This window comes from Pseudomonas brassicae, from assembly GCF_010671725.1.
Lineage (GTDB): Bacteria > Pseudomonadota > Gammaproteobacteria > Pseudomonadales > Pseudomonadaceae > Aquipseudomonas > Aquipseudomonas brassicae.
In genome coordinates, this window is record NZ_JAAHBU010000104.1 from 1 (window position 1) to 13,166 (window position 13,166).

Below are 13,166 nucleotides of genomic sequence, written 5' to 3' on the forward strand. Positions count from 1 at the left end.
TGGATTGTCGCCACCGCTGGAGGCTTGAGTTTCACAAGGTTGAACTTGTCAGGGATACATGCAGGGATACAGCGTGTGTGACGCTCCACCTGTTTGATGGCTGTTTGAGGCCTGCGAAGCCTTCATGTCTGAACAGCGCCAGCAATCAGCATGGGCTCGATTTCGCGTAGCAATTGATAAGGATCGGCTTGGATATTGCGAGCGACATTCAGGAACTCAATCACATCCAGCCTTCGCTCACCTCTTTCGTACTTCGAGACATAGGATTGCGGTCGTCCGAGCCGAGCCGAGAGGTCTTGCTGGGTCATCTGCGCCGCTTTGCGTGCTTCCACCAGCAGGGCGAGCAACCGTTGGTAGGGCGTGGAATAGATGGTTTTCATAGGGTCACCGGATCAGAGCCGGATACCTAAATAATCCTAATTTAGGTTTATCCCAAAACAGGTTTTAGTTAGCATGTGGGCGTCAGAGAGGGCGACGCATGCTGAGAGTGTGGAAATGGATTATCCAATGGTGCGGAAGGGGGAGGTTTTCCACTGCTCAGCCGCATAGGTACGCTATCAGGCGTTCGCCGTTGGGGCGGCTGTCGATACGTTTTGATGGCGGTCCGAGCTATCCCGAAATGGTCAGTGACCTGAAGGGCGCTTTTGAGCGCTATGGGCATGTGGTCAGGTTGTGCGAGGAGCTTTCAGGTGCAGAGTGGGCTAGGCGCATTACAGACTCTGGCATATTAATCAGCGCAGATGAACTCAATGCTGTTTTGACCTTGCTGCCGTCACCTTCGCAAGACACGCCATCACCTTTGTAGTGAACGGTGAGGTTGAAATTGGCTTGCACTCTCCACCTGCAATCGAAGCCACTTTCTTCGGGGAAACATTAGGTTTAGTGCCCTTGTTCAGCTATTTAGGCAATCCTGACACCAGCAGGTGCGCATCGCCGCCACGGCCTGGCTGGAGCCTTGGTCGATGGCCGCGATAATCTGTTCGATTTCCTGGGGCGATTGCTGGGTACGATGCGCCAGTGCCCTTACCTCATCGGCCACCACCGCAAAGCGGCGTGCTTGCTCTCCGGCGCGGGCAGCTTCGATAGCAGCGTTGAGCGCCAACAGGTTGGTTTGCTCGGCAATGGCACGAATGACCGAGAGCGCCTGGCTGATGTCACGTACATGATTGGCCAGATGCTCGACACTACCGGAAGTTTGGGTGACGTCCTCGGCCAGCCGAACAATGGAACTGACCATCTGCCCAACCTGCTCACGACCATTGCGTGACGTCTGGTCGGCCTGGCGCGAGGCTTCCGAGGTGCTCACGGCGTTCCGCGCCACCTCCTCTATGGCGCTGGTCATCTCGTTCACAGCGGTGGCTGCCTGCTCGATTTCCGCATTCTGTTGGTGCAGGCCACGGGTCGAGTCCTCGGTCACCGAATGCAACTGTTCGGAGGCAGAGGCCAACTGGTTGGCGGAGTCGGCGATATGCTGGATGGTGCCACGCAGGCTGACCTGCATGTCCTGCAGGGCGCTCAGCAACTGTGCCGGTTCGTCCTTGCCCACGACCTCGACATGTCGGCTCAGGTCGCCGGACGCTACTACCCGGGCCTGTTCCACCGCTTGCGCCAGGGGGAGGACCAGGCTTCGGGTGAAAATCATCGCGAGTGCAGCGGTCAGCAATACGGCCACCAGCATGATGAAGATCACCATCTTCATTGAGTCGTTGAACGCGGTATTGGTGGCGGTTGCAGCACGTTTGGCACCTTCGTCGTTGACCCGGGTCAGCTCGTCCAGAGCCCTGGCAACGTTTTCGGCATAGTCGCCGAGCTTCTGCGCCACCAACTGCCGGGTCGCCTCCAGATCGCCGGAGCGACTGAGTGAAACGGTCATCCTGGACTGCTCCATATAGAGTGCCTTGGCGGCTTTGTAGGTCTCGTACAGTGCACGTTCCTCCTTGGACGAAATCAGCGATTCATAACGGCGCTCGCTCGTTTCCAGGTCGCGTTCGGCCTTTTCCAGGCTAGCCAGCGTACTGTCCCTGGCACTCCCCTCCACCAGCGCATAGCGCAAGGTCATGGCGCGAATGCGCGAACTGGTCGCACTCGTATCGTTGACCGCCATGATCGATGGCAGCCAGTTGTCATTGACCTCGTCGCTGTGCCCATCCATCTGGTTCATCTGATAGAGCGAGATGAGCCCCAGCACGATCAACAAAAGCCCCAACGACTAAAATGCCAAGGTCGAGCGCAAGCCAATCCGTATTTGTCTAAACCACATGATGAGTTCCCGAATAGCTACAACAGGTTGATAGGCAACGCACGCCAGGGGTTTGCGGCCCGATCGGCAGACGCCGTCGAGATCATTATTCTATTCAGTGCAAAGGCGGGATTGATGTGGCACGAGGCATGCGGCGGCAGTTGCCGCAAGGCATGCTTCTTCGCTCAACGACCTGGCAGCATGCGCCTCAGGGTGTTGTCCTTGAACCAGTGGTGGTGAAGCAGACCCGCCACAGCATGCATGCCGATCAGCCAATAACCGGCGCTACCAAACCATTCATGCCAGCCCTTTAGTTGTCGGGCCAAGGCGGGATCTAGAGAGATGAGTGATGGCAGCGAGATATCCCAGTACGGTAGTGGTTTGCCTGCGGCGCTCAGCATCAACCAGGCCAGCAATGGTGTGACGATCATCAGGCCGTACAGTGCCAGGTGCATGAGTTGCGCTACCGCGTTCTGCCAAGCCGGTGGTTGCGGCCGTATCGGCGGGCGGGGAGTCAGACGGCCCAGCAGGCGGACCCAGACCAGCGCGAAGACCGCCAGGCCCAGCAGACCATGGAAGCCCAGCAGAGGCCCCTTCAGAACATGCCCCTTGGGCAGGGCCCCACGCAGTTCGATACAGGCATAGATGCCGATGAACAGGATTACCATGCTCCAGTGCATGATGATGGACAGGCGACCGTAACGGTCAGTGCTTGAGTCGCGCTTCATATCCTTGGCCTCTCGGAGTGGAACAGACGATGCCAAGGTGCCGTCTGAAGCTTAAGGAAGTCTGAAGTCCGTGGCGGCCTTACGCTCAAGTGGGATCGACAGGGTCGCGGCAAGTCCACCGATCGCCCGGTTTTCAAGACGCACCTGCCCGCCCATGCGCTCAACGATGGTGGCGACGATGGATAGTCCAAGACCGGCGCCATTGGGGCTGTTTCGGCTGTAGAAGCGTTCGAACACTCGCGACAGGCTCGCCTCGTCGATACCCGGCCCTTCGTCTTCGACGGTTAACTCAGCCTCACCGTCTGACTGCCTGAGCGACACCGTTATTCGCCCTCCCGCCGGTGAGTGCTCCACCGCGTTCGCCACCAGGTTCTGCAAGGCGATGCCCAGCACGCCCGGATCGACAGCCAGATGGTGATCACCCTCGCCGATGTCCAGCGACGGCTCCAGGCCACGGTCGAGAATCCAAGGGGTCAACTCCGCCAATGTATCGGTGACAACCTGCGTGAGATTGATCGGGGGGCTCGCACGTTGTCCCAGGCGCGGCTCCAGGCGGGCCAGGGTCAGCAACTGGTTGACCACCCGGGCCAGGCGATCGACACCGCCGATCAGGAAGCCCTGGGCCTTTTGCCGTTCGGCCTCGGTGGTGGCCGCCTGGGCGTTCTGTGCGTGCAGGCGCAGGATGGCCAGCGGGGTGCGCATTTCATGGGCCGCGTCGGCGATGAAGCGATGCTCGCGACGCAACAGGTCCTCGATCTGTGCCAACAGACGGTTGATAGCCGCCTGCATGGGTTCCAGCTCCGATGGCAAGGGCACCAGTTGTAGCGGCTCCAGAGAATCGGCATGCCGGGCGCGGATGACATTGGCCATATTCTGCAAGGGTTGCAGGCCCCATCCGATCGCGGCCCAGACCAGCAAGGCGAGGGCCAGGCTGCCAATCAGGAAGGGAAACAGGGTATGACGGACGATCCGGTCGATCAGGTCGTAGCGGACATCCTCGCGTTCGCCGACCCAGATGACCCAATGCCGTTCTGGTACGGGAAGGACGAAACCGCGCCACTGTTCACCATTGACCGGAAAATCGGCAAAGCCCGAAGAGACTGGAAGCGGCCCCAAGACCGGGGCGCTGGGGGTATGAACCAACAGTTTGCCGGTATCATCCCAGACCTGAAAGGCCAGCTTGCTTTCATAAGGATGGCCAACCCTGTGCCGCCCAGCCTTGCCCAGGGCGTCGTTGAAGGCCTGGTAAAGTTCCTCACGGCTACCGTCTTGGACCGGAATGCTCATTACGCCCTCTAGCAGGCGAGCATTCTGTGCAAGATGGGCATCATAGACCTCGGTGATTTCGCGGCGGCTGTCATGGTAGTTGTACAGCGCCAACAGGCTGGTCCCCAGCACCAGCAAAAGCATCACCCGCCATAGCGTTCGCTGTCGCAGCGAGCTCATGCCTTGCCCTCGACCAGATAGCCGATACCGCGCACAGTGCGGATCAGGCCGTTGAACAGCTTCTTGCGCAGGTGGTAGATATTCACTTCCAGGGTGTTGCTTTCCGGTTCTTCGTCCCAGCCATAGAGCAATTGGGTCAGGCGCTCGCGGGTGAAGACCTTGCCCGGTTGAGCTAGTAGTTCATGCAGCAGTACATACTCCTTGGGCGTGAGGATCACCGGCTCACCGTTGTAATGCACTTGCTGGGTTGCAGGATCGAGGCTGACGCCGGCATGTTCGATCAGCACCTTGGCTCGCCCAGCGCTGCGCCGCAGCAAGGCACGCAGGCGGGCTTTGAGTTCGTTGAGGTCGAACGGCTTGACCAGGTAGTCGTCAGCACCGGCATCCAGACCGGTGATTCGGTCCTCAGTGGCATCCCGGGCAGTGAGGATGAGCACCGGCAGGCTGTCGCCCCCAGCCCTGACCGCCGCAGCAGCTCGATGCCGTCCAGACGCGGCAGGCCCAGATCGAGGATCGCCAGGTCGAATGTCTCATGCTGCAGAGCATGCAAGCCACTTGCCCCGTCCCGCAGCCAGTCGAGGGTATAGCCCTCCTGGCGCAAGCCATCGCAGATCCCCTCGCCCAGTGCGGTATCGTCCTCAACCAGCAGCAGCCGCATAGTCAGTCCTGTTTATCCTTGATCGCCTTGAGTAAAGCATCGATATCGCCGCGCCGGCCCTGGTCGGCCAGCTCGCGTCCCGGCCGCGGTGGTGCCTGCAAGGCTTTCTCCAGCGCCAGGCGGGCTTCGCCATAGCGTTTTTGCCGGAACAGATGATCGGCCCAGAAGTAGTTGCTGTCGATACCGTTGGGGTTGATCTGCAAAGCCTGGCGCAACAGGGTCTCGGCCTTGTCTGCGTCACCATATCCGATCGGCCAGCCGGGTACCTGATCGTACAGCGTGCCCAGACTGGTGTAGGCCGAGCCCTGCAGGGCGGTGGGGTCCAGTTTCATTGCCTGCTCCAGACTAGCCTTCGCCGCCTTGGCCTTGCTCAGTGCGCCCAGCCCGCCGGTAGCACCGGCCCAACTGCTGTTGATGATACCGTCCCAGATCAGCGGCTCGGCTGCGTCGGGGTATTGATGAACGAAGCCTGCGGCATCGCTGGCCAGCTTCTCGAAGGCGGCTGCACGCTGCTCCTTTGGTGTCTGGTACTGGATCTGTGCCCAGCGTTGCTGCAACTCGCCCAGATGTTGGGTGCCCGTCTGGTCCAGCGCCCAGGTCAGGGGGCTGAATGCCAGCAGACTGGCTACAAAAAAACGTTTCATTTGATCGACTCCTTGGAGTGGCTGCCGATGTAACGACGGATCACTGGCAATTGTTTGCGCAGTGCACGATCTACCACCCCCGGCAGCATGCCGTTGAGGCGTACGAAGAGCTTTTCCGGCCAACCCAGATAGAGTTCGCTACATTCGGACTGCACAGCCTCAAGCACAGCTCTGGCAACGTCCGCTGGATCGTCCATACCGACCTTGAGAGCCTTGTTGAGGGCGGTAGCGGCGCTGCTGTTCATACTCGTGCGGGTAGCCCTGGGGGCGGCGTACAGCACATTCACCGTGGTATCGGCCAACTCCCGGCGCAACGCTTCGGAAAAGCCTCGTAGGGCGAACTTGCTGGCGCAGTAGGTGGCATAACCCGGATAGCCGATCGAACCATAGGTCGAGCCGACGTTGACCACCAGTGCACTAGCCTGCGCGCGTAACAAGGGCAGGCAAGCTCGGGTCAATTGCAGGGGCGCCTTGAGATTGATATCCAGCAACTCGTCGAGCGTATGCTCGTCCAACTGGTCGAGCAAAGCGAAGCGATTGATCCCGGCCGCATTGATCAGCACATTGACCCCGCACATTTCCCGGGCCCGTCCCACGACCAGCTCACGGTCTTCGCGAGTACGCAAGTCGGCGCTCTGCCAGGACAGCCGATGCGGGTAGCGTTTTAACAAACCGGCCAACTTGCCCATCTGCCGGCTCACAGCCAGCACCCGGGCGCCGGCCGCGCACAGTTGCTCGGCTAGCTCCAGGCCGATGCCACCGCTGGCACCGGTAAGGATCACCACTGAATCAGACAAGCGCATGGTGCACCTCTTGCTGACCGGAACGCGGCAGGCTCTGGAACATCGCGGCGTACAGGCGGTACACCACCTTGGCAGCTTGGATCACTGCCTGTTGGTCGGCAGGGTCGTCGAGGCGATCCATCAGGTTCCGGTAGGTGGCCATGTGGTCCTGATCCAGAGCACCGTGAGAGCTGAGATAACTGAAGGCCTTGTCAGGCAGGTCCAGCGTGCTCTGGATAGTCTCGGCGGCCTGGGTCGCCAGAGCGATACTGGTGCCTTCGAGCACGTTGACCATGCCAAACAACCCGACCGGGTTGCTGCGGGCAATCAGGTCGTAGAGGTAGGCCACCATTAGCTCGATAGGCAACCCCGGACGGCCGTCACGCACGCCCTCCCAGTCGCCGCCACAGGCATGGATATCGTTGAGGATCCACTGTTCGTGGCCATACTCCTCCTCGATATATTCGCAAACTGCACCGCGTAGCCACTCCAGGCGCGACGGCAAGCGCGCGCCGCAGGCCATCATCAGCGGCACGGTGTGACGGACATGGTGATAGGCCTGGGTCAGGAAGGCGATGTAATTGTCCAGGCTGACCTCGCCGGCCAGTGCCTCACGGATTACCGGGACGGCAAACAGCGCCTGGCGTTCCTGGGCGGTTTGCATTTGCAGGGTGTCGAAAAAGGACATGGCGAACCTCACAACGGAATGTCGGATAACAGGGAGTGGTAACGCTTCAGGATCGCCTCGCGTCGGGGGCGGCCATTGGCGGTCAGGGTTTCCTCGCGGCTATCAAGGGGTGCCGGCAGCCGCCGCCAGGCATGCACCCTGGCGTAATCTGGAAGCCGTGCATTGCACTGCCGGACCGCCTGTTCGATGGTGTCGTCACTGGCATTCGGATCCAGGGGCCAAAGCAGTGCACTGTTGCGCGGCAGGCCCTCGCCATGCACGAATGCCTGGGCCAGTATCCCGCCCTGGGTCAGTTCGGCTTCCACCCATTCAGGGTTGACGTTGCGCCCGAAGCTGGTAATGAACTGGTGTTTCTTACGCCCGCTCAGGTACAGGTAGCCCTGCTCGTCGAAATAACCAAGGTCACCGGTGGCCCACCACTGCGCCTGGAATGACGGCTCTTCCAGGTAACCCAACAGAGTCGATCCGGCGACCATGACCTCGCCGTCCTCGGCGATCCTTACCCGTACATGGGGCAGCGGTTTGCCAACGCTACCCAGACGCACCGAGCCAGGCCGGTTAAGGGCTACCACCGATGCGCACTCGGACAGGCCGTACCCCTCGAACACCGGCAGGCCGATCGCTTCGGCGCGAGCCAGCAGACCAGGGGATACACGGGCGCCGCCCACGGCGACGAAACGCAGCGGACCGACCTGCATCAGTCCACGTTCGATCGCGGAGACCAAGCCCATCAACAATTGCGGTACCAGGATCAGGCTGTGCGCACCGCTCATAGCTATGGCACCGAGCAAGCGCTTGAAGTCCACCTGACTGGCACCGCCTATACCCAGTTGCGTTTGCGGATAGAGCAGCGCGCAGGCACCGGCCATCAACGCGGCATAGACGCCGAGGTTTTCCAGCAGAATCCCGAGCGGCAGTACCGCCAGGTAGCGATGCGCGGCAGTTTCACGGCTCGCCGCCTCCAACTCCCGAGCCACCCGCAGCATAGTGTCGGCGCTCAGGCACACGCCCTTGGGGCGGCCAGTGCTGCCGGAGGTATAGGTGATCTTTGCGGTCCCTTTGGGCAACGCTGTGGATACCGCGACAACCCGCGTCCAGAAACCATCGCCCTGGCTGAAACAGTGCTTGATGAGGCGCTCGTTCCATTGTTCCTCGACCAATGCCAAGGTAGCGCCGCTCTGCTGAAGGCAATGCTCAAACTGTGCGGTGCTGAAAAACGACGGTATGAATGCACATGGCCGTTCAGCGAATAGCGCCGCCAGGTCCCAGAGCAAGGCCTCGGGCCCGTTGTCCAGGGCCATTAACAAAGCACCAGGCTCCTGCTCGCGCAAGGCATTGGCACGTGCGCCTACCTCAACCAGGAGTTCCATCCAGGTCAGACGTCGGGTAGCACCCTGCAGGGCGACTTCGTCGCTCCGATCCCGGGCATTTATCGTCAATATCTGCTGAAAACGCTCTAACTCACGCGGCATGGCCGGTCTCCTGGGTGATCGCCGGCAAGCCCAGGCGCTGGAATACCCCTGCTCGGGTCAAGGCGTCGAAGCCATAACCGATATTGCCAGCGAAGACCTGAGGGCGCTGGGCGTAGTAAGTACCCCACTGGTCCTGCTCTCCGTCCAGGCGAGCGGGATCGGCCACTGCCAGCACGCTGGGCCGCAGACCCAAGCGCTGGAAACTGTTGATCAGCGAGGCAGCACCTGTGAACGCCACCCACTTCAGTCCCCTGATGGCCAACAACCAAGTGACCACGATGATGATAATTCGGGCACTGCCAGCACTCAGCGACGCCAGATTGCCCACTTCGACCAGGCAATCGCGCTCCAGCGCACTGCCTGCCAGCCGTGAAACAGCAACCTCCAGTGGCTCGTCCAGATAGCGCTCGAGAAACAACGGTCCAGCGTGGGCCGGACGAACGCCGGCTGCTGCGATCAGCCGCCCGTGACGGTCGTACAGCGCCAGTAGTTCCGGCAAGTAATGCTGCACATCTGCCTGATGGATAGCGGCGAAACATTCGTGAATGAAGTGCTCCAGCTCCCCGCGACCAGGATCATGATCTCGGTGAAGGGACAACTGCGCGTGACGCTCGGCATGGCTGCCGACAGACAATGGGAGCAGGCTGCTCCATTCAAGCTGGGTCATGAAATTCCCCCCGATTGGGCTCGATGGGGGGAGTATCGGCGTCGAATCTGAAGGGAGTCTGAAGGACCCGACAAACCAGTGACTTACTGACCTGGGCTGAGAAGTGCGAGCGTGTCCATGCTCATTAGCTCTACGCAGGTCGCCTTCACGAAGAAGGCGTCAGGACCTTGCCTGCTTCTGTAGGACTTGGGCGGGCTAAAATGATCGTGGTCGTTTCAGGCGTTGGGACAGAAACCTACGACCAACCATCACAGTGGTCTGCCAGATTCGGAGCTAAGCTGAAGGCTCAGTATCTGGATAACCATCTATGAGGCAGTCACTTTCTGACGCTATCGTTTCGTTGGAGCCGTTGACTAAAGAGGCGATCGAAGCGCTGCGCCGCTATCACGAGGCTCAGAATGCGGGAGCAGCATCTGATGAGGTCGAACGCCTCCGCCTTCTTGCGGAGAGCCTTTTTCAGACGGTTTCGGCGTATCAGGCAAGCTTGCTTGGCGCACCTATACCATCTCGTCACTGACGCTTACTCAACGATGGTTATCTTCCCCCGGCCTTTCTGGCAGGCCGCTTTGGGTCGAAAGGGGTCGTTCGTGAGCGACTGCTTCCGACCCAAAGCTGACAGGCGCGGAACAATTCCGTCGGAAGTTGGCGGAGAAAGACACAGATGGAACTTCAGGAGCCACGATGAGCGAAGCGAGTGCGTAGGAGTCTACTCGGATATGATGGAAGGATGCCATCCGGATAACGTCATGACCGCAAACGAAGATTTGATTAATTGGAATACCCGCTGGCGCCTTGCTGGTGGAGTTGTGACTTGCAGGACATGTCATTCCCGACAGCCTGAGACTCACCGAGGAAAGGCTTTTGAGCATCTTCCGGGTTGTGGTCATGCGGGGCAGTACAGCACGCCGTGGGATGACCTAGACATGATCTGCCAGAGCTTCAAACACTACAAATGACCTGTTATCCCAATCAATCGTAGTGGCACCGACTGCTTCTGGCCGACTTCGGCCTTTGGCCACGGCAGCTATGGGTCGATAGCTGCCGTCCACAAATGACTGCTTTCGGCCATAGGCAGTATGACGGAACTCCAGAGGAGCGGTCTGTAGGGCTCGGACGAAATCGCTAGGGTGCGGCGTCGTCTTGGCATCGCCCACTCCGTAGCCACGGGTGAACAATCGGGCTTAAATTGCAGCGTTCAATCTGGCCAACTGCGGTGTCGTGAAGGGCTGTAGGGGGGATTGCCACAAGTCGAGAAAGCGAAGTCAGCCAGACGGCAACAATGTGATCCTGTTTTTTTTTGGGGATCTGAGCCTGTTTTTAACGGGTCAACGCTCTATAGAGTGTGTATCCGACACACAAGTGGACAGTGATCGGCCTGCCACTGTTTCTGGCTCTCTGAAGACCGGACGAATCGAGAGTCTTCAGGAATTTACCATGAATCCTCGTCCAAGCTTTCAGAGTAAGACCTTCCACCAATCGCAACGTGACATTCTCGGCATGATTGCGACCGATCAGCATCTGGGCGATGTACTCTGCGCCATCTGCCAGATGCTCGACACACAGACTCCCGAAACCTACTGCTCTATTCTGTTGGCGGATGCCGAGGGCAAACACTTGCTCAACGCCGCGGCACCCGGCCTGCCGACCGAGTACAGTGAGGCGATAGATGGCATGGCCATTGGTCCGCACGAAGGGACCTGCGGCACCGCAGCTTTCCGGCGTGAGCTTGTAGTCACCGAAGACATTGCCCGGGACCCGAACTGGGAACGCTTCCGCAGCCTGGCGCAGGAGCATAACCTGCGTTCCTGCTGGTCAGTTCCTTTGCTCTCCCATCAAGGAACTGTGTTAGGCACATTTGCCCTGTACCAAAAGAGTATCCATGCGCCGGACGACGCACAGATTCAACAACTGGTCTTTGCCGCCCAGCTGGCAGTCATTGCGATCCGCCATGAGCGTGACGGTCGGCGCCTGGAGGAAAGCGAACAATGGTTTCGTTCATTGTTCACCTATAACCCCAATCCGGTGTTCGCCCTCGATCTGGCCGGCAACATTCAAAGTGTGAATCCAGCAGGACTGAAGCTGAAACCACACACTGCAATCAATTTCATTGGTCATCACTTTTCCCATCTGGTGCTCGATGAGGATCTGCAGCGGGTCAGTCAGCATTTTTGCGCAGCCCGTGCCGGAGCGCCTCAGCGCTTCGAGGCACAGCTTCGCGACGAAAGTGAGCAACTGTTGACCATGGATATCTCCAACCTGCCCATCATGGTCAACGGAGAAATTGTCGGAGTATTCGGCATTGCCCGGGATATCAGCGCGCAGAAACATTTCGAACACGAATTGAGCTTCAACGCCAGCCATGATCGGCTGACCGGTTTGCTTAACCGTGTTTCGCTTGAAGAGCGACTGGTTCTGGATTGCCACATCAGTCGTCGGCGTAATCGGCGTCTGGCGGTGATGTGCATTGACCTGGATGGATTCAAATCCATTAACGATTCGATCGGGCATTTTTTTGGCGATCAGGTGCTGATCGAGGTGGCGCAACGTATGACCCAGCAAGTTCGTCCCGGTGACACCATCGTGCGCATGGGCGGTGACGAATTCATTGTGCTGCTGCCTGACCTGCTTCGTGACGAGGACGCTGTACCGGTAGCGGAGCGCATGATGGCCAGCATTGCCAGACCCTACTGCATCCAGGGCATTGACCTGCATGTGAGTGCAAGCGTCGGCATCACGCTGAGCGATGGCCACACCGAGAAGCCGATGCAACTGATCCAGCAGGCGGACATGGCCATGTACAAAGCCAAACAGGAAGGGCGCAACAACTTTCAGTGGTACACCAGCGACCTAAATCAACGTGTTTGCGAGCACGCGAGCCTGCGCAATGACCTGCAAAAGGCTATCGAAACTCAATCCTTCCAGTTGCATTACCAACCGCAGATAGACGCACGCACGGGGCGGGTGGTCGGGATCGAAGCGTTGCTGCGCTGGGATCATCCGGAAAAAGGATTTATCTCGCCAGCGGTGTTTGTGCCGGTGGCAGAGGACAGTGGCCAGATCATCGCGCTGAGCCTTTGGGTGCTCGATACCGCCTGCGCACAGCTGCGACAGCTAAGCGAACAGGGCATCACAGGTCTTTCGATGGCCGTGAATATTTCGCCGATTCATTTCCTGCGGGGGGAATTCGTCGAATGTATCCAGGCAGTGCTGAACAGGTACGAACTTAGCGCCGGGCAGTTGGAACTGGAGATTACAGAGTCGCTCTTGTTGCATAACGTTGAACAAGCCATCAACACTTTGCACCAGCTCAAGGCTCTAGGTGTACGCATTGCGCTCGATGATTTCGGCACCGGCTACTCCAGCCTCAGCTACCTCAAGCGTTTACCCATCGACAAGATCAAGATTGACCGTTCTTTCATCCAGGATATCGCTACCGACCATCACGATGCAGCGATCACCCAAGGTATTATTTCCATGGCCCATCACCTCAGCCTGACGGTGGTTGCCGAAGGTGTGGAAACCAAGTCTCAAATCGATTTCCTGAAGGGCAGTCGCTGCGATATTTTTCAGGGGTATTACTTTGCCAAACCGATGCCCTGTGCAGACCTCAAAGCCTTCCTTAGCCTACGCGCATCCCGGTCCTTGACGCCCGGTCTTGTCTGTTCGCGGGTTTGAACAGGAAAATTCGCAGATTCAAACGAGTCCGGTAGTCCTGAACTACACTTCAGTTGCCACTTCTGTCCTAGAGCGTTCTTGGTGAGCGCTTTGGATCTCTTGCTGGGTGCAGATGCGTTTGGGGAACTGAACGCTTCAGCCCCAAGCTCTGCTCAACACGCCTGGCC

The 13,166-nt window shown here is 59.0% G+C and carries 10 protein-coding genes and 2 pseudogenes; 1 reads left to right on the forward strand and 11 read right to left on the reverse strand.

Annotated elements, in window-relative coordinates:
* Positions 1-122: 122 nt before the first annotated feature.
* The 11 genes and pseudogenes from G3436_RS08845 to G3436_RS08890 form a co-directional block, all read right to left on the reverse strand.
* Positions 123-380 carry a helix-turn-helix domain-containing protein gene (locus G3436_RS08845; RefSeq protein ID WP_163943705.1) on the reverse strand — a complete coding sequence of 86 codons (258 nt, stop codon included), beginning with the start codon at positions 378-380 and terminating at the stop codon, positions 123-125.
* 512 nt (positions 381-892) lie between these two features.
* A complete protein-coding gene (locus G3436_RS28825) occupies positions 893-1,501 on the reverse strand; it encodes a methyl-accepting chemotaxis protein (RefSeq protein ID WP_420801190.1) in 609 nt (202 codons plus the stop codon).
* A pseudogene (locus G3436_RS28830) lies at positions 1,496-2,206 on the reverse strand (MCP four helix bundle domain-containing protein); the annotation flags it as partial. The gene G3436_RS28825 and the pseudogene G3436_RS28830, both read right to left, overlap by 6 nt.
* Positions 2,207-2,424: 218 nt before the next feature.
* On the reverse strand, positions 2,425-2,967 hold the full coding sequence (locus G3436_RS08855; protein WP_163943711.1) for a cytochrome b: 543 nt from the start codon (positions 2,965-2,967) through the stop codon (positions 2,425-2,427).
* A gap of 51 nt (positions 2,968-3,018) precedes the next feature.
* The gene (locus G3436_RS08860) at positions 3,019-4,413 is read right to left on the reverse strand and encodes a sensor histidine kinase (protein ID WP_163943714.1); all 1,395 of its coding nucleotides are present in this window, start codon (positions 4,411-4,413) and stop codon (positions 3,019-3,021) included.
* Positions 4,410-5,071: pseudogene (locus tag G3436_RS08865) on the reverse strand (response regulator). Before G3436_RS08865 ends, G3436_RS08860 begins: the two are co-directional and overlap by 4 nt.
* Positions 5,072-5,073: 2 nt before the next feature.
* The gene (locus tag G3436_RS08870) at positions 5,074-5,715 is read right to left on the reverse strand and encodes a tetratricopeptide repeat protein (RefSeq protein ID WP_163943716.1); all 642 of its coding nucleotides are present in this window, start codon (positions 5,713-5,715) and stop codon (positions 5,074-5,076) included.
* Positions 5,712-6,518: an SDR family oxidoreductase gene (locus tag G3436_RS08875; protein ID WP_163943720.1), complete on the reverse strand. Its 807-nt coding sequence runs from the start codon at positions 6,516-6,518 to the stop codon at positions 5,712-5,714. The genes G3436_RS08870 and G3436_RS08875 overlap by 4 nt, the downstream gene beginning before the upstream one ends.
* Positions 6,505-7,185, reverse strand: coding sequence for an iron-containing redox enzyme family protein (locus G3436_RS08880; RefSeq protein ID WP_163943724.1), 681 nt, complete (start codon positions 7,183-7,185; stop codon positions 6,505-6,507). The genes G3436_RS08875 and G3436_RS08880 overlap by 14 nt, the downstream gene beginning before the upstream one ends.
* A gap of 8 nt (positions 7,186-7,193) precedes the next feature.
* Positions 7,194-8,657 carry an AMP-binding protein gene (locus tag G3436_RS08885; protein ID WP_163943728.1) on the reverse strand — a complete coding sequence of 488 codons (1,464 nt, stop codon included), beginning with the start codon at positions 8,655-8,657 and terminating at the stop codon, positions 7,194-7,196.
* Positions 8,647-9,324, reverse strand: coding sequence for a thermostable hemolysin (locus tag G3436_RS08890; protein ID WP_163943731.1), 678 nt, complete (start codon positions 9,322-9,324; stop codon positions 8,647-8,649). The genes G3436_RS08885 and G3436_RS08890 overlap by 11 nt, the downstream gene beginning before the upstream one ends.
* 1,434 nt (positions 9,325-10,758) lie before the next feature.
* Between G3436_RS08890 and G3436_RS08895 the strand changes: the two genes are divergently transcribed.
* The gene (locus tag G3436_RS08895) at positions 10,759-12,999 is read left to right on the forward strand and encodes a putative bifunctional diguanylate cyclase/phosphodiesterase (protein WP_163943734.1); all 2,241 of its coding nucleotides are present in this window, start codon (positions 10,759-10,761) and stop codon (positions 12,997-12,999) included.
* Positions 13,000-13,166: the final 167 nt, after the last annotated feature.